This is a genomic window from Nocardioides aequoreus (genome assembly GCF_000720335.1).
Lineage (GTDB): Bacteria > Actinomycetota > Actinomycetes > Propionibacteriales > Nocardioidaceae > Marmoricola > Marmoricola aequoreus.
Genome location: NZ_JOJN01000008.1, coordinates 65,976 through 90,768 on the forward strand (window position 1 = coordinate 65,976; position 24,793 = coordinate 90,768).

Here is a 24,793-nt window from a genome sequence, read left to right on the forward strand (position 1 = left end):
GCGGTCGCCGGGTCGCGCTCTAGCCTTGCCCCATGCGCGTGCACCTCGGCTCCGACCACGCGGGGCTCGACCTGAAGGACCACCTGATCGGCTGGCTGCAGGAGCAGGGCCACGAGCCGGTCGACCACGGTCCGCACCAGTACGACGCGCAGGACGACTACCCCGTCTTCTGCCTCCGCGCGGCCGAGGCCGTGGCGGCGGAGCCGGGCAGCCTCGGCGTGGTCATCGGGGGCTCCGGCAACGGCGAGCAGATCGCCGCCAACAAGGTGCTCGGCGTGCGCTGCGCGCTGGCCTGGAGCGAGGAGACCGCGCGGCTCGGCCGCGAGCACAACGACGCCAACGTGGTCTCGGTGGGCGGCCGGATGCACTCCCTCGACGACATGACCCGCTTCGTCGGCGTCTTCCTCGAGACGCCCTTCAGCGGCGAGGAGCGCCACGTCCGGCGCATCGCGATGATGTCGGCCTACGAGACGACCCGCGAGCTGCCGCCCCTGCCCGAGAGCGCGCTCGGCGGTGCCTGAGGGCCACACCCTCTTCCGACTGGCGCGCGCGGTCGACGGCGCCTTCGCCGGCGACGTGGTCGCCAGCAGCAGCCCGCAGGGCCGCTTCGCCGCCTCCGCGGGCGTGCTCGACGGCCTGGTGCTGACGGGGGCGAGCAGCCGGGGCAAGCACCTCTTCGTCGACTTCGACCAGGACCTCGCGGTGCACGTGCACCTCGGGCTCTACGGCAAGCTCCACGTCGGTCGTGCCCCCGCTCCCGCGCCCGTGGGGCAGGTGCGCTGGCGCCTGGAGTCGGAGCGGTCGTACGCCGACCTGCGCGGCGCCACCGCCTGCGAGGTGGTCACGCCGGAGCAGCGGGGGCTCATCCTCGACCGCCTCGGCCCGGACCCGCTCGACCCCCACGCCGACCCCGAGCCGGCGTACGAGCGGATCCGGCGCAGCCGCGCGCCGATCGGCGGGCTGCTGATGGACCAGAGCGTCGTCGCGGGGGTCGGCAACGTCTACCGGGCCGAGGTGCTCTTCCGGCACCGGCTGCACCCGCTGCGGCCGGGCAGGACCCTGCAGCGGTCGCGGCTGGAGGCGCTGTGGCTCGACCTCGTCGGCCTGCTGCACGACGGCGTCCGTGCCGGCAGGATCCTCACGCTGCGCCCCGAGGACGAGCCCGCGGCACGCCGATCCGAGACCGAGGACGGCGTCCGGGTCCGCAACTACGTCTACCGCCGGCAGGGCCGCGCGTGCCTGGTCTGCGGGGCCACGGTGCGCACCGAGCCGCTGCAGCAGCGCAACGTCTTCTGGTGTCCGCGTTGTCAGCCTGTCTTCCGCTCGCGCGCCGTACTGTAAGCCCCCGAGCCCGTCCCTCCGACTCCTCCGAAGGCCTCCACGTGCCCCGACGTCAGTCGCTGTCCCCCAGCTCGCTGTGGCGACGGATGCGCCGTGAGCTCGCGGTCTCCGACCGGCTCTCGCTGGCGTCGCTGGTGCTGCTCACGCTGCTGCTCACGGCGGCGGGCCTGGTGTGGCCCACCTGGGTCCCCTTCACCACCCTGCTGGTGCCGATGTTCCTGGGGAGCCTGCTGCTGGGTCCCCGCACGCTGCCGTGGTTCGTGGTGCTCGTCACGGGCTGCACCTGCCTGGTGCTCTTCCTGGAGACCGAGATCAGCAACCGCTCGATCGTGCGGCTCGCCACGACCTTCGCCATCGCGCTGCTGATCATGGCGGCGTCCTTCCGCCGCAGCCGGCTGGGCGTCTCCGGACCCCGGGGCGAGTCGATGTTCGTCGACCTGCGCGACCGGATCGCCCGGCAGGGCACGCTGCCGCAGCTCCCGGAGCGCTGGCTGGTCGAGACGATCACGCGCTCGGAGGGCGGCACCTCCTTCGCCGGTGACTTCGTGGTCGCCCAGCGCACCCAGGACCAGCACCTCGAGCTCGTGGTCGTCGACGTCTCCGGCAAGGGGGTCGAGGTGGGGGCCCGCTCGCTCTTCCTCTCCGGCGCCTTCAACGGCATCGTCTCGGCGCTGCCCGGTGGCCAGTTCCTCCCGGCCGCCAACGCCTACCTGCTGCGCCAGGACTGGGACGAGGGCTTCGCCACCGCGATCCACCTCCACCTCGACCTGGCCACCGGCGACTTCGAGCTCCGCAAGGCGGGGCACCCGCCGGCGGTGTGGGTGCACGCCGGCTCGGGCCGGTGGAGCGTCGTCAGCTCCGACGGGCCCGCGCTGGGGCTGCTGCCCGACACCGACTTCGAGTGCGTCTCCGGCCGGCTGGCCGTGGGCGACGGCCTGATGATGTACACCGACGGCCTCGTGGAGAGCTCGACCCGCGACATGTCGCTGGGCATCGACAAGCTCGCCGGCCTCGGGACGCGGCTGCTCGCCGAGGGCTTCGAGGACGGCGCCGAGTACGTCATGAAGGGCATGCAGGCCACCGACGACGACCGCGCCCTGGTGCTCGTGCACCGGCGCTGGTAGGCCGCGGGGCCGCCTCGGTTCGGAGGGCGCCGGGTCGCTGTGGCACGATGGGGCCGGCCAGCCGGGGGATGCGCGTCGTACGTCGCTCTCGGTGCGGCGTGCGCGGATGTAGCTCAATGGTAGAGCCTCAGTCTTCCAAACTGATGACGCGGGTTCGATTCCCGTCATCCGCTCTGCAAGGGTCCCTCGCACCCCGCGGAGGGCCTCTTGGCGGGGCGTAGCGTAGTGGCTAGCGCGCCTGCTTTGGGAGCAGGAGACCGCAGGTTCGAGTCCTGTCGCCCCGACACGTCAGCAGCAACCGATCAAGGAGATCCCAGACTCGTGAAGAGCACCGTTGCGACCCTGAGCCCGACCCGGGCCAAGCTCACCGTCGAGGTGCCCTTCGAGGAGCTCAAGCCGAGCCTCGACGCCGCCTACCAGGCGATCGCCAAGCAGGTGAACATCCCCGGCTTCCGCAAGGGCAAGGTGCCCCCGCCGGTCATCGACCGTCAGGTCGGCCGCGGCGCGGTCCTCGACCAGGCCATCAACGAGGCGCTGCCCCAGCTCTACGTGCAGGCGCTGCAGGACAACGAGCTGCAGCCGCTGGCGCAGCCCGAGATCGACGTGACCCGGCTCGAGGACAACGACGTCTTCGAGTTCACCGCCGAGGTCGACGTGCGCCCCGCCATCGAGCTGCCGGCGTACGACGACCTGGCCGTGAGCGTCGACGACCTCACCGTCAGCGACGACGACGTCGACGAGCAGGTCGAGGCGCTCCGCGAGCGCTTCGCGACGCTCAAGGACGTCGAGCGCGCGGCGCAGGACGGCGACCTGGTCACCATCGACCTGCGGGCCACCACGCCCGAGGGCGAGGCGCTCGAGGGCGGGGAGGTGTCGGACTACTCCTACAAGGTGGGCTCCGGCGACATGATCCCCGGCATCGACGAGGCCCTCGTCGGTCTCTCGGCGGGCGAGGAGGCGACCTTCACCTCCCAGCTCGTCGGCGGCGACCTCGCCGGCCAGGACGTCTCGGTGACCGTCAAGGTGTCGGCTGTCAAGGAGCAGGAGCTCCCCGAGCTCGACGACGACTTCGCCCAGACCGCCTCGGAGTTCGACACCGTGGCCGAGCTGCGCGACGACGTCAGCACCCGGCTGGAGCGCGGCAAGCGGCTCGAGCAGGCGGCCGAGGCCCGTGACGCGGTGCTCGAGAAGCTGCTCGACAGCGCCGAGATCCCGCTGCCCGACTCCCTGGTCGAGCAGGAGCTCACCGCGCGCCGCCAGGAGATCGAGCAGCAGCTCGGCTTCGCCGGCATGACGATGGAGTCCTACCTCGACTCCGAGGAGCAGACCATCGACGAGTTCGAGGCCGAGCTGGAGAAGCGGGTCCGCGACGCCGTCGCCTCGCAGTTCCTCCTCGACGAGGTCGCCAAGGCCGAGGAGATCGGGGTCGAGCAGGACGAGCTGCAGGCGCACCTGATGCGTCGTGCGCAGCAGTCGGGCCAGAACCCGCAGGAGTTCATCCAGCACATGCTGGAGCACAACCACATCCCCGAGATGGTCTCCGAGGTCGTGCGGGGCAAGGCGCTGGCGCGCATCGTCGAGGCCGCCACGGTCACCGATGCCTCCGGCAACGCCGTCGACCTGAAGAACCTGCAGCCCGACGGGTCGCTGGGGGAGCCGCAGCCCGAGACGGACGCCGAGCTCGACGTCGAGCCCGAGACGTCGACCGCGGCCGAGCCCGACTCGGCCGAGTCTTCGGACGACGCGGCCGCCGAGAGCACCGAGAGCACCGAGAGCGCCGACAGCACCAAGGCCTGAGCGGCACGCGACACCGCGGAGGTCTTGACCCCGCGACGGTCACAGTGAACACTTGTGCACTGTGACCGTCGCTCCCGCCACCCGTCTCGACGCCCTCGCGCTGGCCGCCCAGGCGGCCGACGACGTGGTGCTCGGCACGGTGCGGGGCGTGCACGACGCCGTCTCCGCGCGGGTGCACGGGACGGTCGGCGGCGCGCTCGGTGGCGGCGTGGCCTCGGTGACCCGGTGCGTGCACCGCGGCATCGCCGACGGCGTCTTCGCCGGGGTGAGCGGGGGCCTGCGACTCGGCTCGGCCGGGTTGCGGCTCGCCTCGCGCCACGGCGCAGGTGGGGGAGCCCTCGACGCCTCCCCGGCCGGACGCTTCCTCAGCGGCGCCGTCAACGGGCTCATCGGCGACCAGCTGCGCGAGGAGGCGCACCCGGTCTACTTCGACATGGCGGTGCGCCACGAGGGCCGCGACGTGTCGCCGACGCGCGAGGCCCTCGCGGCGGCGTACCCCGCGGCCGGCGGCAAGGTCGTCGTCTTCGTGCACGGGCTCTGCGAGGTCGAGGACGTCTGGTGGCGCCCGGAGTGCCCCCGCCGCGAGGAGCCGCCCCGGCGCAGCTACGGCGACCGCCTGGTCGCCCAGGGCTGGACCCCGGTCTACCTCCGGGTCAACACCGGCCTGCCGGTGGGGGAGAACGGCGCGGCCCTCTCGGCCCTGCTGCAGCGGCTCACCGAGGAGTGGCCGGTCGCCGTCGACCGGCTCGCGCTGGTCGGCCACTCGATGGGCGGTCTCGTGGTGCGTGCGGCGGGCGCGGTCAGCAGCGACCGGCAGCGGTCGTGGACCGACCTGGTGACCGACGTCGTCTGCCTGGGGACGCCGCACCTGGGCGCGCCGCTCGAGCGTGTCGTCGACTGGGGCGTCCGGGCGCTCGGCCGGCTGCCCGAGGCCGCGCCCTTCGGGCGCATCCTGGAGTTCCGCTCCGTCGGCATCCTCGACCTGCGCCACGGCCTCTCGCCCGACGTGCAGAACCTGCCGCACGCGCGCTACCGCCTGGTCGGCGCCACGCTCTCCAAGCGCCCTGACGGCCCCGGGTCGGGCACGTTGGGCGATCTGCTGGTGCCCTTCGCCTCGGCCATGGGCCGCGGCCGCGACGGCACCGAGATGTTCCCCGGCGCCGAGACGCTGCACGTGCAGGGCGACCACTTCGACCTGCTCAACCACGACCGGGTGCACGCGGCGCTGGAGCAGTGGCTGGCCGACCGCGACGACGTCCCGACCCGGGCGGAATCGGCCACGTCCTGAGCCTGGCGGGATCAGCCGTGGGCGAACAGTGGGGGCGGGGCCTGGAATTGACGGTCCCGACGTCTAGGGTCGGAGCCGTGACTGACTACAACCCGGCGGGCTCCCCCGGCGTGCACCTGGCGCAGCTCGACCACCAGATGAACGGCGCGGCGGCGGGCTACGGCCTCGACGACCACATCTACCAGCGGCTGCTCCGCGAGCGGATCGTCTTCCTCGGCTCGGAGGTGCGCGACGCCAACGCCAACGCGATCTGCGCCCAGCTGCTGCTGCTCTCGGCCGAGGACCCCGAGGCCGACATCTTCCTGCACATCAACAGCCCCGGCGGCTCGGTCGACTCGGGCATGGCGATCTACGACACCATGAACTACATCCCCAACGACGTCGCCACCGTCGCCATGGGCCTTGCAGCGTCGATGGGCCAGTTCCTGCTGTGCGCCGGCACCGAGGGCAAGCGCTACTCGCTGCCCCACGCGCGGATCATGATGCACCAGCCCTCGGGCGGCATGGGCGGCTCCGCCTCCGACATCCGGATCCAGGCCGAGCAGTCGCTGCACATCAAGAAGGTCATGCAGGAGCTCATCGCGCAGCACACCGGCCAGACGCTCGAGCAGATCGAGCGCGACTCCGACCGCGACCGCTGGTTCACCGCCGAGCAGGCCAAGGAGTACGGCTTCATCGACAACGTCATCAGCAGCGCGCGTGAGGCGGCCGACGAGGGCCGCCCCGCCCGCGGCAAGTGACCACCCAGACCACCAGCCGCCTCCAGCGAAAGACGAGCCAGCGATGAACTACTACATCCCCCAGTGGGAGGAGCGCACGTCCTACGGCGTGCGTCGCATCGACCCCTACGCCAAGCTGTTCGAGGACCGCATCATCTTCCTCGGCACCCCGATCAGCGACGACATCGCCAACGCGGTGATGGCGCAGCTGCTGTGCCTGGAGTCGATGGACCCCCAGCGCGACATCAGCATCTACATCAACAGCCCCGGCGGCTCCTTCACGGCGATGACGGCGATCTACGACACGATCCGCTTCATCCAGCCCGACGTGTCGACGGTGTGCCTGGGTCAGGCGGCCTCGGCCGCGGCGATCCTGCTCGCGGCCGGTGCTCCCGGCAAGCGGATGGCGCTGCCCAACAGCCGGATCCTGATCCACCAGCCCTACACCGAGGGCACCTACGGCCAGTCCTCCGACATCGAGATCCAGGCCAACGAGATCCTGCGGATGCGTGAGCTGCTGGAGACGATGATCGCGGAGCACTCGGGCAAGTCCGCCGAGGAGGTCAGCGCCGACATCGAGCGCGACAAGATCCTCACCGCGCAGGGCGCGCTCGACTACGGCTTGATCGACTCCATCCTGGAGTCCCGCAAGGCCGCCCAGCTGGTCTAGCCGCCGGTCCGGGACACGACGACGGGTCGTCGTGTCCCGGCCACACGGGAGCGGACTTCGGAGTACCGTTCCCACGAGGCGCACCCCGCGGCACACGCACGACAGACGACATACACCGGGAGAGTCGGGCCACGAGCCCGAGGATCGAGGAGACGGATGGCACGGATCGGTGATGGCGGCGACCTGCTGAAGTGCTCCTTCTGCGGAAAGAGCCAGAAGCAGGTCAAGAAGCTCATCGCGGGACCAGGCGTCTACATCTGCGACGAGTGCATCGACCTGTGCAACGAGATCATCGAGGAGGAGCTCAACGAGACCTCCGAGGTCGGCCTCGAGGAGCTGCCCAAGCCGCGCGAGATCTTCGAGTTCCTCAACTCCTACGTCATCGGCCAGGAGACGGCCAAGAAGTCGCTCGCCGTGGCGGTCTACAACCACTACAAGCGGGTGCAGGCCGGGGTCGCCGGCGCCACGAAGCCGAGCCGCGAGGACGCCGTCGAGGTCGCCAAGTCCAACATCCTGGTCATCGGCCCCACGGGCTGCGGCAAGACCTACCTGGCCCAGACGCTGGCCCGGATGCTCAACGTGCCCTTCGCGATCGCCGACGCCACCGCGCTCACCGAGGCGGGCTACGTCGGTGAGGACGTCGAGAACATCCTGCTCAAGCTGATCCAGGCGGCCGACTACGACGTCAAGAAGGCCGAGACCGGCATCATCTACATCGACGAGATCGACAAGGTCGCCCGCAAGGCGGAGAACCCCTCGATCACGCGCGACGTCTCCGGCGAGGGCGTGCAGCAGGCCCTGCTGAAGATCCTGGAGGGCACGACCGCGTCGGTGCCGCCGCAGGGCGGGCGCAAGCACCCGCACCAGGAGTTCATCCAGATCGACACCACCAACATCCTCTTCGTGGTCGGTGGTGCCTTCGCCGGGCTCGAGCACCTCGTCGAGCAGCGGGTCGGCAAGAAGTCGCTCGGCTTCACCGCCGAGATGCGCAGCTCCAACGAGACCGACGCCGACGAGATGTTCTCCCAGGTCCGACCCGAGGACCTCGTGAAGTTCGGGCTGATCCCGGAGTTCATCGGCCGGCTGCCGCTCATCGCGAGCGTCAACAAGCTCGACCAGGCCGCCCTGGTGCAGATCCTCACCGAGCCGCGCAACGCGCTGGTGAAGCAGTACCAGAAGCTCTTCGACCTCGACGGCGTCGAGCTGGAGTTCACCACCGACGCCATCGAGGCCATCGCCGACAAGGCGATGGAGCGTGGCACCGGTGCGCGTGGTCTCCGCGCGATCATCGAGGAGGTCCTCCTCAACGTGATGTACGACGTGCCCTCGCGAGGCGACGTGGCCAAGGTCGTCGTGACCGGCGAGGTCGTCTCCGACAACGTCAACCCGACCCTGGTGCCGCGTCCCGAGGCGAAGAAGAAGAAGTCCGCCTGACCCCCTCGCGCTCGTGCCCGTTTCGAGGGGAATTCGGGCGACTCCTGTGCTGTCCGGCATGCGAGAAACCCCAGGTCGGAGCCCGAAAATAGACCAGTAGGGCAGTTCGGTAGACCACTGGGGTGAAACGGACTTATTGCCCGTATTCTGGTGCCTCACCTCGCGCCGGTCGGCGCGGCAGCTTCTTTTCGGGGGACCCTCGCATGACCGCTGAGCACAGGCGACCGCTGCTCGCCCTCGTGGCGATGATGGTCTGTGCCCTCGGCTTCGTCCTGCACGCCGTCTCCCAGCAGGCGGTCACGATCTTCACGCCGACGACGCCCGCCGCCGCGTCCGGTCCGACCCTCCTCCTCGGCGAGCCGATCGCCCCGGCGCCGGCGGCCGAGCCCGGCGGCTCCGGGGGCTCCGATGGGGCCGGCGGCTCCGGTGGCGGCGAGGGTGAGGGTGGCGTCTTCGGTGGCGTCGGCACGGAGGGCTCCGCCACCGTGCCCGGCCTCGGTGACGACGGCGACGACGTCGCCCAGACCGGCGTGCAGCCCGGCGAGGTCGGTGTCGGCCCCGCCGGTAGTGCAGGCGGGCCCGCGGGCGCCGGCGGTGACGCCGGCTCCGGTGGCGCCGGTGGTGGTCCCGGCGGCGCCGGGGACCCTGGCGCCGACCCCAGCCTCGGCACCGGTGGCGGCAGCGACGGCAGCGGCGGCGACCCCGGCACCCCGGGTGGCGAGCCCACCGCTCCCGGCGGCGGCTCGGGTGGATCCGGCTCGGGTGGCTCGGGTGGCGAGCCGACGACCGGGCCGAGCCCGACGTCGCGTCCCACCACCACCCCACGGCCGCTCCCCACGACGCGACCCGGCGCGGGCGGTCCGTGCGTCACCCCGGCGGACCCCACGCCGTCCGACCCGGCCGAGCCCACGCAGCCTGCGCCCGTCGAGCCGACGCCGTCGGCCGACCCGACCGACTCGGCCGAGCCGGCGACGGCACTGCTGACCGCCTGGACCACCACGCGCCGTCCCCCGAGCACCCCGACCGCGTGCCCGACGCCCAGCGAGACCGCGGAGCCCACGCCCAGCCAGACTGCGGAGCCGACTCCCACCGAGTCCGCGGAGCCGACGCCTTCGGAGACCGCGGAGCCCACGCCGACCGAGACCGTGGAGCCGACGCCTTCGGAGACCGTGGAGCCCACGCCGACCGAGACCGTCGAGCCGACGCCTTCGGAGACCGTGGAGCCCACGCCCAGCGAGACCGTGGAGCCGACGCCGACCGAGACCGTGGAGCCGAGCCCGACCGAGACCGTCGAGCCGAGCCCGACCGAGACCGTCGAGCCGACGCCGACCCCCACCGTCGCGCAGGAGCCGACCGAGCCCGACACCGAGCCGGCGCCGCCGAGCGACGGCGCGGACGACGAGGCACCCGCCGACGATCCCCACGGTGACGGCGAGCACGGCGTGCTCCAGCAGCGCGCCCAGGCCCAGCAGCAGGGCCGCCGCGGCCGCCGCGCCTGAGCGACGTACCGGTCACCGGAGCGTCGAACCTGCCACTGGAGCGCCGATACTTCGGGTCGCCAGTGGCGGTGTCACCAGCCGACCGGTGAAACCGCCGCCGCCTCGCCAGGTCAGCGGCGCGGCGGGGGGTCGCCCAGGGTGGCGTCGACGGTGAGCTCGACGGCGTCGTCCGCGACGACGAGGTCGAGGGGACCCGTGACGCGTCCTGCGGCGCGCAGGTCGCCCTCCGCGTCGCGCACGGCGTCGAGGGTGGCGACCGGACCGGTCACCGTGGCGTGCTCGACGGGGGTGCGCATGCCGACCTTGGCGGTCGACTTGGCTCCGCGGAGGCCGGCGAGCACGGTGGCCGCGGCGGCGAGCGCCGCGGGCTCGCCGGTGCGTCCGGCCTCGCCGAGCTCCTCGGGGTCGGGCCAGGCGGCGAGGTGCACCGAGCCGGTCTGCCACCACGACCAGACCTCCTCGGTCGCGTAGGGCAGGAAGGGTGCGAGCAGGCGCAGCTGGGTGTGCAGCGCCGTCGCCAGGGCGGCCCGGGCCGACGCCGAGGCCTCGCTCGTGCCGTCGGCGGCGTACGCCCGCTCCTTGACCAGCTCGACGTAGTCGTCGCAGAAGTCCCAGAAGAAGCGCTCGGTGACCTCGAGGGCGGTGGTGTAGTCGTAGGCGTCGAGGGCCGTGGTGGCCTCGCGCACGGTGCCGGCGAGCCGCGTCAGCAGCGCCCGGTCGACGCCCGCGGTGACGGCCGCGGCGTCCGGGTCGGTGGCGCCGACGCTGCCGAGCACGAACTTCGCCACGTTGAGGACCTTCAGCGCGAGCCTCCGGCCGACCTTCATCTGGGTCTCGTCGAAGGGGGAGTCGAGGCCCGGGCGCGCCATCGCCGCACGCCAGCGCACGGCGTCGGCGCCGTAGGTGTCGAGGATCTCGGTGGGGACGACGACGTTGCCCTTGGACTTCGACATCTTCTTGCGGTCGGGGTCGACCACGAAGCCCGAGATGGCTGCGTGGCTCCAGGGCGCGACCTGGTTCTCGTGGTGCGCGCGCACGACGGTGGCGAAGAGCCAGGTGCGGATGATGTCGTGCGCCTGTGGTCGCAGGTCCATGGGGAAGGTGCGCGCGAAGAGGTCGGGGTCGCGCTCCCAGCCGCACACCAACTGCGGGCTCAGCGACGACGTCGCCCAGGTGTCCATGACGTCGGGGTCGCCGACGAAGCCCCCCGCCTTGCCGCGCTGGTCCTCGGAGTAGCCCGACGGCGCCTGCGTCGAGGGGTCGACCGGGAGCTGGTCCTCGCGGGGGAGCAGCGGGTGGGCGTGGTCGGGCTCGCCCTCGTCGTCGAGCGGGTACCAGACGGGGAAGGGGATGCCGAAGAAGCGCTGCCGGCTGATCAGCCAGTCGCCGTTGAGGCCCTCGATCCAGTTGGTGAAGCGGTGCTGCATGTGCCGCGGCACCCAGGTGATCTCCTCGCCGCGCGCGATCATCTCGGCACGCAGGTCGGCGTCGCGACCGCCGTTGGTCAGGTACCACTGCCGGGTGGCGACGATCTCGAGCGGCTTGTCGCCCTTCTCGTAGAAGTTCGCCATGCGCTGCGTCGGGGTCGGCTCGCCGTCGAGGTCGCCGCTCTCGCGGAGCAGCGCGACCATCGCCTCGCGGGCGCTGAAGACGGTCTTGCCCGCCAGCTCCTGGTACGCCGCGTCGGCGCGCGCCAGCCACTCCGGGGTCTCCCGCGCCAGCCGTCCGTCGCGCCCGACCACGGTGCGGACGGGCAGCTGCAGCTCACGCCACCACGTCACGTCGGTGAGGTCGCCGAAGGTGCAGCACATCGCGATGCCGGCGCCCTTGTCGGGCTCGGCCGCGGGGTGCGCCAGCACCGGCACCTCGACGCCGAAGACGGGGGAGGTGACGGTGGTGCCGAAGAGCGGCTGGTAGCGCTCGTCGTCGGGGTGCGCGACCAGCGCCACGACCGAGGCGATCAGCTCGGGGCGGGTGGTCTCGATGTGCACCGGGGTGCCGTCGGGGCGGTGGTAGGCGACGCGGTGGTAGTGGCCGGCGTACTCGCGGGCCTCGAGCTCGGCCTGCGCGACGGCCGTCTGGAAGGTGACGTCCCACAGCGTCGGCGCCTCCTGGAGGTAGGCCTCGCCCCGGGCCACGTTGCGCAGGAAGGCGCGCTGGCTGACCGTCTGCGCCACCGGCCCGATCGTGGTGTAGGTCTCGCTCCAGTCGACCGAGAGGCCCAGGGTGCGCCAGAGCTGCTCGAAGACCTGCTCGTCCTCCTCGACCAGCTGCTCGCACAGCGCGACGAAGTTGGGGCGGCTGATCGGGACCTGCCGCTTGGGGTCCGGCTTCTCCGGCGGGGTGAAGTCGGGGTCGTAGGGCAGCGACGGGTCGCAGCGGACGCCGAAGTAGTTCTGCACCCGGCGCTCGGTGGGCAGCCCGTTGTCGTCCCAGCCCATCGGGTAGAAGACCGACTTGCCGCGCATCCGCTGGTAGCGGGCGACCAGGTCGGTGTGGGTGTAGGAGAAGACGTGACCCACGTGCAGGCTGCCGCTCACCGTGGGCGGCGGGGTGTCGATGGAGTAGACCCGCTCCCGCGGCTGGGTGCGGTCGAAGGCGTAGGTGTCGTCGGCCTTCCACTGCTGCGACCACTTCTGCTCCAGGCCCTCCAGCGCCACCTTGTCCGGTACGGCGACCGCGCCGGCAGCGGTCGTCGTACCGGGCTCAGGCAGGTCGTGGCGGGGGGCGTCAGTCATGCCGCGCATGCTACGGAGCGCCCCACCGCCTCCGCGAACCAGTTCCCCCTGCGCGGGAGGCGACGGGGGTGCCGGCACCTAGACTCGGGGGTGCCATGACACACGCACCCCAGGCGCGTCCCGCCGAGACCTACGCCGAGGTGGAGGACGCCCTCCTCAGCCGGTGGCCCGAGACCAGGCTCGACCCGACGCTGGAGCGCATCGAGGCCTTCTGCGCGCTGCTGGGCGACCCGCAGCGCTCCTACCCCGTGGTGCACCTGACCGGCACCAACGGCAAGACCTCGACCGCGCGCATGGTGGAGCGGCTGCTCCTCACGCTCGGGCTGCGCACCGGGCGCTTCACCAGCCCGCACCTGCAGTCGATGACCGAGCGGATCGTGCTCGACGGCGAGCCCCTCGACGAGGAGGCCTTCGTCCGCGCCTTCAACGACGTGGCGCCGTACACCCACCTCGTCGACGCCGAGCACTCCCACCCGCTCTCCTTCTTCGAGACCGTGGTCGGCATGGCGTACGCCGCCTTCGCCGACGCCCCGGTCGACGCCGCCGTGGTCGAGGTCGGCATGGGCGGCGCCTGGGACGCGACCAACGTCGTCGACGCCGCGGTGGCGGTGCTCACGCCGGTCGCGGTCGACCACAGCCGCTACCTCGGCGACACCGCCGAGGAGATCGCGCGCGAGAAGGTCGGCATCGTCAAGCCCGGCGCCACGGTGGTCTCGGCGGAGCAGCAGCCGGGCGTCGCCGACGTGCTGGCCGCGCGCTGCCAGGAGGTCGGCGCGACCCTGGCCCTCGAGGGCCTCGCCTTCGGCGTCACCCACCGCACGCCGGCCGTCGGCGGGCAGGTCGTCACGGTGCAGGGGCTGCGCGGCACCTACGAGGACCTCTTCATCCCGCTCTACGGCGCGCACCAGGCGCAGAACGCCTCGCTGGCGATCGCGGCCGTCGAGGCCTTCGTCGGCGGTGAGGACCCGCTCGACGCCGAGGTGGTGACGCAGGCCTTCGCCGACGTGACCTCGCCCGGGCGTCTCGAGATCGTGCGACGCTCGCCCACGATCGTGCTCGACGCGGCGCACAACCCCCACGGGGCCGCGGCGCTCGTGGCGGCGCTCGACGACTCCTTCACCTTCAACCCGCTGATCGGCGTGGTCGCCGTGATGGAGGACAAGGACGCCGAGGGGCTGCTCGCCGAGCTCGAGCCGCAGCTCGCCCACGTCGTGTGCACCCGCAACTCCACCGACCGGTCGCTGCCCGTCGCCGACCTGGCGGAGGTGGCGCGCGGCATCTTCGGCCAGGACCGTGTCACCGAGACCGACTCGCTGGCCGACGCCATCGACCAGGCCGCCGCGCTGGCCGAGGCGGGCGGGGCGCTCGGCGACGCGATCGGCTCCGGCGGCGTGCTGGTCACCGGCTCGGTGGTCACCGTGGGCGAGGCCCGGGCCCTCATCGTGCGGGAGCGGTCCTGATGCAGCGCCGGCTCTGTGCCGCCATCCTCACCTTCGAGGCGGTCTCCTTCGGTCTGGTGACGCCGGTGCTCATCGCCGTCGCGGAGGTCGCCGTCGCACCCGCGCTGCTGATCGGGCTCGGGCTCGCCCTCGGCTGCCTGCTGGTCGCCGGCCTGCTCCGCCACCGCTGGGCGTACGCCGTCGGCTGGGCGCTGCAGGTGGCCGCCATCGCCGTCGGGCTGCTCGTGCCGGCGATGGTGCTGCTCGGCGGCGTCTTCCTGGCGCTGTGGGCGACGGCGTACCTGATGGGGGAGCGGATCGAGCGCGAGCGCGCGGAGTGGGAGCGCACCGGGCAGTACCCCGGGCGGACCGTCGGGGACGCGCCGCCTACGTGAGTGCGTGCTCGACCTCGTCGAGCAGCCGCTCGAGCGCCGCGTCGCGCTCGTCGCCCGGCACCCCCCGCAGCGGACCGTCGAGGTGGAGCGTGGCGTAGCCGTGCACCGTGGTCCAGCACATCAGGACCATCGCGTCGCGCCGGTCCTCCTCGACCAGGCCCGCCGCGACCAGGCCGTCGACGGTCTCGACGAGCAGCGCGAAGGGGTCCGGGTCCGTCAGCGCCGGTGACGTGTCGGTCGGGTCGGGGCAGGAGGCGAACGCGGTGCGGAAGAGTCCCGGCTCGGCGAAGGCGAAGCCGACGTACACCTTCCCGGTCGCGCGCAGCCGGGCCAGGGCCGTCGTCGCTCCCGCTCCCGGGCGGGCCGCCTCGACCGCCTCGACCATCGCCTCGCCGAGCCGCTGCATGCCCACGCGCGCGACCTCGGTGAGCAGGGCGTCCTTGTCGGCGAAGTGCCGGTAGGCGGCGTTGTGCGAGACGCCGGCGCGGCGGGCGACCTCGCGCAGCGACACGCCCCCGGGGCCCTCGCTGCGGGCGAGCTCGACCCCGGTGTCGATGAGGCTCGCCCGCAGGTTGCCGTGGTGGTAGGTGCTCACGGCGCGAGTCTAGACCGATGTTGACAGTGGACACATTCGGCCGCATGCTGCATGTGTCCACTGTCAACATCTAGTGCCGGGAGCGCCTGATGCCACGCACCTCGACCCCGACGACCGGCGTCCCCCGCCTCGCCGTCCTACTGACGGTGTGTGCCGCCGTCCTGGCCATCAACCTCGACACCACCATCGTCAACGTCGCCCTCCCGACCCTCTCGACCGAGCTCGACGCCGGCACCCGGACGCTGCAGTGGATCGTCGACGGCTACAACCTCGCCTTCGCGGGGCTCGTCCTGGTGATGGGCAGCCTCTCCGACAAGCTCGGACGCCGCCCGGCGCTGGTGGTCGGCCTGCTCGGCTTCGCCGCGGCCAGCGCGGTGGGAGCGCTGGTGACCACGGCCGAGGCGCTGGTCGCGGCGCGCTTCGCCATGGGCGCCTTCGCGGCCCTGATCTTCCCCACCACGCTCTCGATCCTGGCCAACGCCTACCCCGAGCGCCGCGAGCGCGCGGTCGCGCTCGGTGCCTGGGGAGCCGTCGTCGGGGTGGGGGTGGCCGCGGGACCCGTCACCGGCGGGCTCCTGCTCGAGCACTTCGCCTGGCCGAGCATCTTCTGGGCGCTGGTGCCCGTCGCGGTGCTGACTGCGGGCGTCGCCCTGGCGGTGGTGCCGGAGAGCCGCGACCCGCAGGTGCCGCCGCTCGACGTGCCGGGCCTGGTGCTCTCGGTGGTGCTCCTCGGCACCGTGGTGTGGACGATCATCGAGGCGCCCGCGCACGGGTGGCTCTCGGCGACGACGCTGACCGGCTTCGCGGTGGGGGCCGTCGCCCTGGTCGCCTTCGTGGTCCGCGAGCGCCGTACGCCGCACCCGATGCTCGACGTCGCGCTCTTCCGCGACCCACGCTTCGGCGCCGCCGCCGGTGCGGTGGTGCTCAGCTTCTTCGCCCTCTTCGGCTTCATCTTCCTGGTGACGCAGTACTTCCAGTTCGTCCGCGGCTTCGGCACCCTCTCGACCGGTGCCCGCATCCTGCCGGTGGCGCTGAGCATCGGCGCCGCCTCCGCGGTGGGAGCCGTGCTCGCCACCAGGATCGGGACCAAGGCGGTCGTCACCACGGGGATGCTCGCCTTCGGCGCGTCCTTCCTGTGGATCTCCACCAACGCCGCCCACGCGCCGTACGCCTCGGTCGTGGTGCCGCAGATGGTGCTCATGGGGCTGGGCATGGGGCTGATCTCCACGCCGGCCACGGAGTCGATCATGCTCGTGCTGCCCCCCGCCCGCGCCGGCGTCGGCTCCGCGGTCAACGACGCGACGCGCGAGGTCGGCGGCACCCTGGGCGTGGCCGTCGTGGGCTCGCTCTTCGCGTCGATCTTCGCCGACAGGCTGGCCTCCTCGGCGTACGCCGCGCTCCCGGCGGTCGCGCTCGACGCCGCCCAGGACTCCGTGGGTGCGGCCTGGACGATGGCCGCCACCGACCCCCGCCTCGCCGCGGTGCTGGAGGACTCCTTCATGGACGCCTTCGCCACGGCCTGCGTGGTGGTCTCCGCGGTGTGCTTCCTGGGAGCGGCCGCGGCATGGCGCTGGCTGCCCGGCCGCTGGGCGCTCGCGGAGGCAGCGGCCGGCCACGACGACCGGGCGCTCGTGCCCTAGGTTGCTCCCATGTCGCAGCGCACCCTGGTCCTGCTCAAGCCCGACGCCGTACGCCGCGGCCTGGTCGGCGAGGTCCTCTCCCGCTTCGAGGCCAAGGGCCTCTCCCTCGTGGCGCTCGAGCTGCGCCACATCACCGCGGCCGAGGCCGACGCCCACTACGCCGAGCACGTGCAGCGCGACTTCTACCCGCCGCTGCGCGACTTCGTGACCAGCGGCCCGCTGCTGGCGGCCGTGCTCGAGGGCGACGAGGCGATCGAGGTGGTCCGGGCGCTCAACGGTGCGACCGACGGCCGCAAGGCCGCCCCCGGCACCATCCGCGGCGACCTCTCCCTCTCCAACCGCGAGAACCTCGTGCACGGCTCCGACGGCCCGGAGAGCGCCGCCCGCGAGATCGCGCTCTGGTTCCCCGGTCTCGCCGACGCCTGACACCGACGGCCGGTGCTTGACCGGGTGCGGGCCGCCGGGATGAGGTGGGGCACTCGTCCTCACGACACTCGGGAGTCTGAGATGACCCGTCCGCTCGCCGCGCCCACTGCTGCGCTCTGCTCCGGCCTGCTGGCCCTGACCCTGCTCGGGGCCCCTCCGGCCGCGGCGGCCCCCGAGCGGCGGCCGGTGCCGGGCGGCTCCACCACGGTGCGCGGCATCGACGTCGACGCCGCCACCATCCCGCGGCTGCAGCGCGCGATGGACCGCGGCCGGCTGAGCTCGGTGCGGCTGACCCGCTTCTACCTCGACCGCATCGAGCGGCTCGACGGTCGGCTGCACGCCGTGGTGACCGTCGACCGCCGGGCCGTGGCCAAGGCCCGCGCCGCGGACCGGGCGCGCGCCCGGGGCGTGGACAAGCCGCTGCTCGGCATCCCCGTGCTGGTCAAGGACAACATCGGCACCGACGGCATGCCCACCACGGCCGGGTCGCTGGCGCTGCGGGGGAGCACCCCGCCCGACGCCACCGTCGTCCGCCGCCTGGAGCGGGCCGGGGCCGTGGTGATCGGCAAGACCAACCTCTCCGAGTGGGCGAACTTCCGCGGCGACCAGTCCTCCAGCGGCTGGAGCGCCGTCGGCGGCCAGACCAGCAACCCCTACGTGCTCGACCGCAACCCGTGCGGCTCCAGCTCCGGCAGCGGCACCGCGGTCGCGGCCTCGTTGGCGACCTTCGCGATCGGCACGGAGACCGACGGCTCGATCGTCTGCCCGAGCGGCCAGACCGGGGTCGTGGGCCTGAAGCCCTCCCTGGGCCTGGCCAGCCGCACCGGCATCGTGCCGATCAGCCCGGAGCAGGACACCGCCGGACCGATGACCCGCAACGTCACCGACGCCGCGGTCGTCCTGGGCGCGCTCACCGGTGTCGACGCCGCCGACCCCGTCACCCGCGAGCAGCGCGGCCAGGTGCGCCGCGACTACGCGGCCGGCCTCGACGCCGATGCCCTCGACGGCGCCCGGATCGGCCTGTGGCGCGGCTCCTTCGGCGTCTCGCCGGAGACCGACCGGGTCATGGAGCGCGTCGTGCGGCGCCTGGAGCGGCTCGGTGCCACCGTCGTCGACGACGTCGAGCTCGACATCGAGCCGGCGTACGACGCCGAGACCACCGCCCTGCAGTACGAGTTCAAGGCCGCGATCGCCGACTACCTGCGCACCTTCGCCGCCCGGCGCTTCCCCAAGACCCTGGCCGACCTGATCGCCTTCAACCAGGCCAACGCCCGGCGCGAGCTGCGGTGGTTCGGGCAGGAGACCTTCGAGGCCTCCCAGGCGCGCGGGCCGCTCACCGACCCGGCGTACGTCGAGGCCCGCGAGCTGGCCACCTCCACCGGCCAGCGGGTCATCGACGACGCCGTCGCCGAGCACGACCTCGACGCGATCCTCGCCCCGACCAACAGCCCGGCGTGGACCACCGACCTGGTCAACGGCGACAGCTTCCTGCTCGGCTCCTCCACGCCGGCCGCCGTCGCGGGCTACCCCAACCTGACCGTCCCCGCCGGCTACGTCGAGGGCCTCCCGGTGGGCATGTCGCTCTTCGGGCCCCGCTGGAGCGAGCAGCAGCTGCTCTCCCTCGGCCACGCCTGGGAGCGCGCCACCGACGTGCGCCGCACCCCCCGCTACCTGCGGACCCTGCCCACCCGCTGAGCCGGACCTCGGCCGGGTCGGCACCCGGCGGCGTGTCTGCGCAGCCGCGCGGCGCGTGGCTCCTACCCTCGCAGGGACGGGAGGGGTGTCGAGCCGGACGCCCGCCCGCTTCCCCCGGTTCTCGACCAGCGAGGCGTACACATGGCAGGCAGTCTCATCGGGCGCGACATGGCGGTCGACCTCGGCACCGCCAACACCCTGGTCTACGTGCGGGGTCGGGGCGTGCTCGTCGACGAGCCGTCGGTCGTCGCCATGAACGAGCAGACCCACGAGGTGCTCGCGGTCGGCCACGAGGCCAAGCGGATGGTCGGGCGCACCCCCGACGGCATCGCCGCCATCCGGCCGCTCAAGGACGGCGTGATCGCCGACCTCGACGCGACCGAGGAGATGCTGCGCTTCTTCATCCAGCAGGTGCACAAGCGGCGCTACTTCGCCAAGCCCCGGATGATCATCTGCGTGCCGAGCGGCGTCACCGCCGTCGAGCAGCGCGCCGTCAAGGAGGCCGGCTACCAGGCCGGCGGCCGCCGCGTCTACATCATCGAGGAGCCGATGGCCGCGGCCATCGGCGCGGGCCTGCCGGTGCACGAGGCCACCGGCAACATGGTCGTCGACGTGGGCGGCGGCACCACCGAGGTCGCCGTCATCTCCCTGGGCGGCATCGTGACCACGCTGAGCGTCCGCACCGCGGGCGACGAGCTCGACCACGCGATCGTGGCCTACATGAAGAAGGAGCACTCCCTGATGCTGGGGGAGCGCACCGCCGAGGAGATCAAGATGACCCTCGGCTCGGCCTTCCCGCTGCCGCAGGAGCGCCAGGCCGAGGTGCGGGGCCGCGACATGGTCTCGGGACTCCCGCGCACCGTCACCGTCTCCAGCCCCGAGATCCGCCGGGCGATGGAGGAGCAGCTGCACAGCATCGTCGACGCCGTCCGCACCACGCTCGACCAGACGCCGCCCGAGCTGGCCGGCGACATCATGGACCGCGGCATCGTGCTCACCGGGGGCGGCGCGCTGCTGCTCGGCCTCGACGAGCGCATCCGCCACGAGACCGGCATGCCGGTCCACATCGCCTCCGACCCGCTCACCTCCGTCGCCTACGGCGCCGGCAAGTGCGTGGAGGAGTTCGAGGTGCTGCAGCAGGTCCTCGTCGCGGACCGCGGGCGGTAGACGTGGCCGTACGACGCCTCCGTCGCGGCGCGCCCACCCCCCGCGGGTCGGGGCGCCCCGCCATCCACACCGCCGACCGGGGCGGCTTCGGCCGGCAGCGCAAGCGCGGCTCCGGCCTCGTCGTCGGCGCGATGATCACCGCCTCGGTGGTGGTGCTCACCCTCGACGCGGGCGGCCAGGGCGACGCGCCGGTCGAGGCGGCGCGCGACAGCGTCGGCGCCGTCGTGGGCCCGGTCGAGACCGCCACCGCGGCGCTGGCCCGCCCGGTGCGCGAGGCGATGGCCTACATGAGCTCCAACAAGGAGCTGCGAGACGAGGTCGCCACGCTGAGCTCGGAGAACTCCCGGCTGCGCCACCAGGCCGACCAGACGCCGCTCGACCGCCAGCGGCTCGCCGAGCTCGACGGGCTGACCCGCTCGGCCAACGAGACCGGCCAGGCGCTGGTGGCCTCGCGCGTGGTCGCCGTCGGCCCGATGCAGTCCTTCTCGCGCACGGTCACCATCGACGCCGGGCGCTCCTCCGGCGTCCGCAAGGACATGACGGTCCTCAACAACGACGGCCTGGTGGGCCGGGTGGTGCGCACCACCCGCAGCACCGCCACCGTGCTGCTCGTGGTCGACACCGAGTCGGTCGTCGGCGGCCGGCTCGGCTCCAACCGCGAGATCGGCTTCCTGCGCGGTCGCGGCGTCACCGACGGCCGCAGCCGCCTCGACCTCGACCTCGCCGACAACACCGTGACCCCGGCCAAGGGCGACGTCGTGGTGACCTGGGGGAGCCAGGGCGGCCGCCCGTACGTCGCCGGCGTGCCGATCGGCCGGGTCGAGTCGGTCTACTCGACGCCGCGCGAGCTCTCCAAGCAGGCGGTGATCGCCCCCTTCGTCGACTTCACCTCCCTCGACGTGGTCGGCGTGGTGGTGCCGCGCGACACCGAGGGCGACCGGATCGTGCTCAACGGAGAGGTGGACCAGTGATGAGTGGCCTGCTGCGCGTGCTGCTCGCCGCGGCCGTGGTGGTCCTCGCCGTGGTGCTCCAGGTCGCGGCCCTGCCGGTGGTCTCGGTCAACGGCGTCGTGCCCAACCTGGTCCTGCTCGTCGTCGTCGCCGCGAGCGTCGTCCGCGGTCCCGGCTACGGTGCCGTCGTCGGCTTCGCGGGCGGGCTGCTGCTCGACCTCGCGCCCCCCGCCGACCACGTGGCGGGGCAGTGGGCGCTGGCGCTGGTGCTGGTCGCGGCCCTCGCCGGACGGGTGCGCACCGAGGCGCGGCACTCGCCCCTCGCGGTCGTCGGGCTGGTCGCGGTGTGCAGCTTCGTGGCCACCTCGGTCTTCGCGCTCACCGGCGCGCTGCTGGGCGACCACGCGCTCCCCGCCGGCCAGATGGTGCAGGTGGTGCTGATCGCGCTGCTGTGGGACGTCGTCGTCGCGCCCCTGGTGGTGCCGCTGCTGATGCCCGTCTTCCACCGGCCCACCACCCACGAGCTGGCGGCCTGACGACCGATGGCTGCTGTCCTCATCCGGCGCGAGGCCTCGGAGAAGTCCCGGCTGCGCCTGCTCGTCGTGCAGGCCCTCGTGCTCGCGCTCTTCGTCACCCTCTTCGCCCGGCTCTGGTACATGCAGGTGCTGACCGGCGAGGGCTACCAGGCCGCGGCCGCCGAGCAGTCGGTGCGCGAGGTCGTGGTGCAGCCCGCCCGCGGACTCGTCGTCGACGACATGGGCCGCCCGCTGGTGGCCAACCGCAGCAGCTGGGTGGTCAGCGTCGACCGCACCCTGATCGGCAAGCTCGACGAGGAGCGCCGCCAGCAGGTGCTCACCCGGCTCGGCAAGGTCGTCGACGTCTCCTACGACGCCATCACCGCGCGGATGCTGCTGTGCGGCCAGGAGGGCTCCGAGGCCGGCACCTGCTGGAACGGCTCGCCCTACCAGCCGGTGCCCGTGGCCCGCGACGTGGAGCAGCGCGTCGCGGTGCGGCTGCTGGAGAGCACCGAGGACTTCCCCGGCGTCCTGGCGCAGCAGGAGAACGTCCGCGCCTACCCCTCGCCGTACGGCATCAACGCGGCGCACCTGCTCGGCTACCTCAGCCCGATCACGGGCGGCGAGCTCGAGGAGGCCGAGGCCGACGGCGACACCTCGGTCAACGGCGCCTCGGTCGTGGGCCGCTCGGGGGTGGAGAAGTCCTACGACGCCTTCCTGCGCGGCGAGCCGGGCTACACCCGCGTCACCGTCGACTCCCTGGGCCGGGTGCTGGGGGAGTCGGGCGAGGTCGAGGCGACCCCCGGCGACACCCTGGTCACCTCCATCGACGCGCAGGTGCAGAGCGTCGTGGAGAAGCAGCTGGCCGAGACCATCTCGACCGCCCGCGGCACCGTCGACACCGTGACCGGACGGCCCTACGTCGCCGACAGCGGCGCTGCCGTGGTGCTCGACGTCAAGACCGGGCGCATCGTCGGGATGGCCAGCCAGCCCACCTACGACCCGGAGGTCTGGTCGGGCGGCATCAGTCAGAAGGAGCTCTCCCGGCTCTACTCCGAGGAGGCCGGCACGCCGCTGCTGAGCCGGGCCACGCAGGGCCAGTTCGCCCCCGGCTCGACGTGGAAGTCCTTCATGAGCGCGGGCGCGCTGATGAACGGCTACTCCACCGCCACCTCGCTGGCCTGCTCCTCGGGCTTCCAGGTCGGCAACCGGACCTTCAAGAACATGGAGTCGAGCTCGCACGGCTACATCGGCTTCGCCAAGGCGCTCGAGGTCTCGTGCAACACCTTCTTCTACCGGATCGGCTACGACTTCTGGCAGCGCTTCGGCAGCGACAGCAGTGACGTCGACGCCAAGGACCCGCTGGTCTCGATGGCCAAGAAGTTCGGCTTCGGCAAGCCCACCGGCGTCGACCTGCCGAGCGAGGCCAGCGGCCGCATCGCCGACCGCAAGTGGAAGCTCGCCTACTACGAGCAGATGAAGGACTACTACTGCGAGCTCGGCGAGGAGTCGGGCACCGACTTCCAGCACCGCTTCGCCCGGGAGTTCTGCGTCGAGGGCTACAAGTACCGCGTCAGCGACGCGGTCAACTTCTCCATCGGTCAGGGCGACACCACGGTGACGCCGCTCCAGCTGGCCCGCGCGTACGGCGCCCTGGTCAACGGCGGCGTGCTCTACGAGCCGCGGGTGGCCAAGGCCATCGTCAGCCCCGACGGCGAGCTGCGCCGGGAGATCAAGCCCAAGGTGCAGGCGAAGGTGCCGGTCGAGCAGGACATCCTCGACTACATCGACGACGCGCTGCGCACTGTCACCACCGACGGCACCATGGCGTGGCGCATGGAGGGCTTCCCCGGACAGCTGGAGGTGCGCTCCAAGACCGGCTCGGCGGAGGTCTACGGCAAGCAGTCGACCTCCTGGGTCGCGTCGTACAACGACGACTACGCCGTGGTGATGATGGTCAGCCAGGGCGGCACCGGCTCGGGCACCTCGGGCCCGGCCATCCGCAAGATCTGGGAGGCGCTGTACGGCGTCGACGAGGACCGCGTGGTCAAGGCCGACGCGGCGATCCCCGGGAGCACCCCGCCGAAGGGGCTGCCGACCTTCGCCGAGGACGGCTCGATCCTCCCGCCGGCGTCCACCAGGAGGGACTGAGCCGTGACCGTGCTGCCCCTGCCCCGCCTCTCCGTGGCCCGGAGCCGCGTCGTCGTCCCCTCGCTCGACTGGGTGATGCTGGGGGCCGCCGGCCTGATCGTCGCGATCGGCACGCTGCTGGTGTGGTCGGCCACGGCCACCAACGACGTCCTGACGGGCGGCGACTCCACGGCGTACCTGCACCGCCACCTGGTCAACGTGGCGATCGGGCTGGTGCTGATGCTCGTCGTCTTCTCCATCGACCACCGCTGGGTCCGCATCGTGACGCCGCTGGTGTACGCCGGCTCGATCGTCGGCCTGCTGCTGGTGCTCGTGATGGGCTCGACCATCAACGGCTCGCGCTCGTGGCTGCTCATCGGCGGCATGTCGGTGCAGCCGGCCGAGTTCGCCAAGCTCGCCGTGGTGATCATGATGGCGATGGTCGTCGCCGAGCGCGTCGAGAACTCCCGCACCCGCCGCGTCGGCCTGGCCGACGTCGGCATCATGGGCGCGATCGCCGGGGTGCCGGCGGTGCTGATCATCGCCCAGCCCGACCTCGGCACCATGCTCGTGCTCGCGGCGACGGTCTTCGCGGTGCTCGCCGTCTCCGGGGTGCCGCGTCGCTGGCTGGTCGCGCTGGTCGGGGGCGCCGTCGCGCTCGCCGCGCTGGTCGTCGCCACCGGGCTGCTCAAGCCCTACCAGGTCGACCGCTTCCTGGCCTTCACCGATCCCGGGCTCGACCCCCGGGGCGCGGGCTACAACGTCACCCAGGCCGGCATCGCGATCGGCAACGGCGGACTCTTCGGCCAGGGGCTCTTCGAGGGCTCGCAGACCCGCTCGCGCTTCGTGCCCGAGCAGCAGACCGACTTCGTCTTCACCGTCGCGGGCGAGGAGCTCGGGCTGGTCGGGGCCGGGGTGCTGATCGCCCTCTTCGCGCTGCTGCTGTGGCGCGCGCTCATGGTCGCCCAGCGCGCCGACGACATGTTCGGCCGCGTCGCCGCGGCCGGCATCGCCAGCTGGTTCGCCTTCCAGGCCTTCCAGAACATCGGGATGTGCCTGGGGATCATGCCCGTCACCGGCGTCCCGCTGCCCCTGGTCTCCTACGGCGGCTCCTCGATGTTCGTCTCCCTGATGGCGATCGGGCTGCTGCAGAACATCGCGGTGCGTGGCCGCGGCACCGCCTGGGGCGTCCGCGCCCGCTGAGCCGGGCACGGGCGGCCGCACCACGCGC

General features: G+C 72.7%; 21 protein-coding genes and 2 tRNA genes. 21 read left to right on the top strand and 2 right to left on the bottom strand.

Annotated elements, in window-relative coordinates:
- Positions 1-32 precede the first annotated feature (32 nt).
- The 11 genes from IG63_RS0115440 to IG63_RS21685 all read left to right on the top strand — a co-directional run bounded on the left by IG63_RS0115440 (position 33) and on the right by IG63_RS21685 (position 9,872).
- A complete protein-coding gene (locus IG63_RS0115440; RefSeq protein WP_030485252.1) occupies positions 33-521 on the top strand; it encodes a ribose-5-phosphate isomerase in 489 nt (162 codons plus the stop codon).
- A complete protein-coding gene (locus IG63_RS0115445) occupies positions 514-1,341 on the top strand; it encodes an Fpg/Nei family DNA glycosylase (RefSeq protein ID WP_030485253.1) in 828 nt (275 codons plus the stop codon). The genes IG63_RS0115440 and IG63_RS0115445 overlap by 8 nt, the downstream gene beginning before the upstream one ends.
- A 41-nt stretch (positions 1,342-1,382) precedes the next feature.
- Entirely contained in the window at positions 1,383-2,465 is a 1,083-nt protein-coding gene (locus tag IG63_RS0115450; protein ID WP_030485254.1) for a PP2C family protein-serine/threonine phosphatase, read from the top strand.
- Between the two features lie 102 nt (positions 2,466-2,567).
- Positions 2,568-2,638: transfer RNA gene (locus IG63_RS0115455), tRNA-Gly, on the top strand.
- A 38-nt stretch (positions 2,639-2,676) separates the two neighbouring features.
- Positions 2,677-2,749: transfer RNA gene (locus IG63_RS0115460), tRNA-Pro, on the top strand.
- A 37-nt stretch (positions 2,750-2,786) separates the two neighbouring features.
- Positions 2,787-4,262, top strand: a complete 1,476-nt coding sequence (tig, locus tag IG63_RS0115465) for a trigger factor (RefSeq protein WP_030485255.1) — start codon at positions 2,787-2,789, stop codon at positions 4,260-4,262.
- A 61-nt stretch (positions 4,263-4,323) separates the two neighbouring features.
- A complete protein-coding gene (locus IG63_RS0115470; RefSeq protein WP_051706959.1) occupies positions 4,324-5,550 on the top strand; it encodes a PGAP1-like alpha/beta domain-containing protein in 1,227 nt (408 codons plus the stop codon).
- Positions 5,551-5,687: 137 nt separating this feature from the next.
- Entirely contained in the window at positions 5,688-6,290 is a 603-nt protein-coding gene (locus IG63_RS0115475) for an ATP-dependent Clp protease proteolytic subunit (RefSeq protein ID WP_030485257.1), read from the top strand.
- Positions 6,250-6,939: an ATP-dependent Clp protease proteolytic subunit gene (locus IG63_RS0115480; protein ID WP_281174304.1), complete on the top strand. Its 690-nt coding sequence runs from the start codon at positions 6,250-6,252 to the stop codon at positions 6,937-6,939. The genes IG63_RS0115475 and IG63_RS0115480 overlap by 41 nt, the downstream gene beginning before the upstream one ends.
- 156 nt (positions 6,940-7,095) lie before the next feature.
- Positions 7,096-8,373: an ATP-dependent Clp protease ATP-binding subunit ClpX gene (gene clpX, locus IG63_RS0115485; RefSeq protein ID WP_030485259.1), complete on the top strand. Its 1,278-nt coding sequence runs from the start codon at positions 7,096-7,098 to the stop codon at positions 8,371-8,373.
- 203 nt (positions 8,374-8,576) lie between these two features.
- Entirely contained in the window at positions 8,577-9,872 is a 1,296-nt protein-coding gene (locus IG63_RS21685; protein ID WP_030485260.1) for a hypothetical protein, read from the top strand.
- Between the two features lie 110 nt (positions 9,873-9,982).
- Here IG63_RS21685 and valS read toward each other — a convergent pair whose 3' ends face one another.
- On the bottom strand, positions 9,983-12,610 hold the full coding sequence (gene valS, locus IG63_RS0115495) for a valine--tRNA ligase (protein ID WP_036195840.1): 2,628 nt from the start codon (positions 12,608-12,610) through the stop codon (positions 9,983-9,985).
- Positions 12,611-12,705: 95 nt separating this feature from the next.
- On the opposite strand from valS, the gene IG63_RS0115500 reads away from it, so the two are divergent.
- Entirely contained in the window at positions 12,706-14,070 is a 1,365-nt protein-coding gene (locus IG63_RS0115500; protein WP_030485262.1) for a bifunctional folylpolyglutamate synthase/dihydrofolate synthase, read from the top strand.
- The gene (locus IG63_RS0115505; RefSeq protein ID WP_051706961.1) at positions 14,070-14,444 is read left to right on the top strand and encodes a DUF4233 domain-containing protein; all 375 of its coding nucleotides are present in this window, start codon (positions 14,070-14,072) and stop codon (positions 14,442-14,444) included. The genes IG63_RS0115500 and IG63_RS0115505 overlap by 1 nt, the downstream gene beginning before the upstream one ends.
- Here IG63_RS0115505 and IG63_RS0115510 read toward each other — a convergent pair.
- Positions 14,437-15,039, bottom strand: a complete 603-nt coding sequence (locus tag IG63_RS0115510; protein ID WP_030485264.1) for a TetR/AcrR family transcriptional regulator — start codon at positions 15,037-15,039, stop codon at positions 14,437-14,439. The two genes, IG63_RS0115505 and IG63_RS0115510, sit on opposite strands and share 8 nt — an antisense overlap.
- An 89-nt stretch (positions 15,040-15,128) precedes the next feature.
- Here IG63_RS0115510 and IG63_RS0115515 point away from each other — a divergent pair, with 89 nt between their 5' ends.
- The 8 genes from IG63_RS0115515 (at position 15,129) to rodA (ending at position 24,765) form a co-directional block, all read left to right on the top strand.
- Positions 15,129-16,679, top strand: a complete 1,551-nt coding sequence (locus tag IG63_RS0115515; protein WP_036195811.1) for an MFS transporter — start codon at positions 15,129-15,131, stop codon at positions 16,677-16,679.
- A 9-nt stretch (positions 16,680-16,688) separates the two neighbouring features.
- A complete protein-coding gene (gene ndk / locus IG63_RS0115520) occupies positions 16,689-17,105 on the top strand; it encodes a nucleoside-diphosphate kinase (RefSeq protein WP_030485266.1) in 417 nt (138 codons plus the stop codon).
- An 81-nt stretch (positions 17,106-17,186) separates the two neighbouring features.
- Positions 17,187-18,800 (top strand): amidase, encoded by a 1,614-nt coding sequence (locus tag IG63_RS0115525; protein WP_030485267.1) that lies wholly within the window; start codon positions 17,187-17,189, stop codon positions 18,798-18,800.
- Positions 18,801-18,941: 141 nt separating this feature from the next.
- Complete coding sequence (locus tag IG63_RS0115530) at positions 18,942-19,967, top strand: rod shape-determining protein (protein WP_030485268.1); 1,026 nt, start codon at positions 18,942-18,944, stop codon at positions 19,965-19,967.
- 2 nt (positions 19,968-19,969) lie between these two features.
- Entirely contained in the window at positions 19,970-20,938 is a 969-nt protein-coding gene (gene mreC, locus IG63_RS0115535; protein ID WP_245604460.1) for a rod shape-determining protein MreC, read from the top strand.
- Positions 20,938-21,453: a rod shape-determining protein MreD gene (gene mreD / locus IG63_RS0115540; protein ID WP_036195813.1), complete on the top strand. Its 516-nt coding sequence runs from the start codon at positions 20,938-20,940 to the stop codon at positions 21,451-21,453. The genes mreC and mreD overlap by 1 nt, the downstream gene beginning before the upstream one ends.
- A 6-nt stretch (positions 21,454-21,459) precedes the next feature.
- Entirely contained in the window at positions 21,460-23,583 is a 2,124-nt protein-coding gene (gene mrdA / locus IG63_RS0115545; protein ID WP_036195816.1) for a penicillin-binding protein 2, read from the top strand.
- A 3-nt stretch (positions 23,584-23,586) separates the two neighbouring features.
- Complete coding sequence (gene rodA / locus IG63_RS0115550; RefSeq protein WP_051706963.1) at positions 23,587-24,765, top strand: rod shape-determining protein RodA; 1,179 nt, start codon at positions 23,587-23,589, stop codon at positions 24,763-24,765.
- Positions 24,766-24,793 lie beyond the last annotated feature (28 nt).

What these genes read in the sequence shown, in the direction of transcription:
- IG63_RS0115440 (WP_030485252.1), top strand. Translation starts at nt 33, where the DNA reads ATGCGCGTGCACCTCGGCTCCGACCACGCGGGGCTCGACCTGAAGGAC.
- IG63_RS0115475 (WP_030485257.1), top strand. Translation starts at nt 5,688, where the DNA reads ATGAACGGCGCGGCGGCGGGCTACGGCCTCGACGACCACATCTACCAG.
- clpX (WP_030485259.1), top strand. Translation starts at nt 7,096, where the DNA reads ATGGCACGGATCGGTGATGGCGGCGACCTGCTGAAGTGCTCCTTCTGC.
- IG63_RS21685 (WP_030485260.1), top strand. Translation starts at nt 8,577, where the DNA reads ATGACCGCTGAGCACAGGCGACCGCTGCTCGCCCTCGTGGCGATGATG.
- valS (WP_036195840.1), bottom strand. Translation starts at nt 12,610, where the DNA reads ATGACTGACGCCCCCCGCCACGACCTGCCTGAGCCCGGTACGACGACC.
- IG63_RS0115500 (WP_030485262.1), top strand. Translation starts at nt 12,706, where the DNA reads ATGACACACGCACCCCAGGCGCGTCCCGCCGAGACCTACGCCGAGGTG.
- IG63_RS0115505 (WP_051706961.1), top strand. Translation starts at nt 14,070, where the DNA reads ATGCAGCGCCGGCTCTGTGCCGCCATCCTCACCTTCGAGGCGGTCTCC.
- IG63_RS0115515 (WP_036195811.1), top strand. Translation starts at nt 15,129, where the DNA reads ATGCCACGCACCTCGACCCCGACGACCGGCGTCCCCCGCCTCGCCGTC.
- ndk (WP_030485266.1), top strand. Translation starts at nt 16,689, where the DNA reads ATGTCGCAGCGCACCCTGGTCCTGCTCAAGCCCGACGCCGTACGCCGC.
- IG63_RS0115525 (WP_030485267.1), top strand. Translation starts at nt 17,187, where the DNA reads ATGACCCGTCCGCTCGCCGCGCCCACTGCTGCGCTCTGCTCCGGCCTG.
- IG63_RS0115530 (WP_030485268.1), top strand. Translation starts at nt 18,942, where the DNA reads ATGGCAGGCAGTCTCATCGGGCGCGACATGGCGGTCGACCTCGGCACC.
- mreD (WP_036195813.1), top strand. Translation starts at nt 20,938, where the DNA reads ATGAGTGGCCTGCTGCGCGTGCTGCTCGCCGCGGCCGTGGTGGTCCTC.
- mrdA (WP_036195816.1), top strand. Translation starts at nt 21,460, where the DNA reads ATGGCTGCTGTCCTCATCCGGCGCGAGGCCTCGGAGAAGTCCCGGCTG.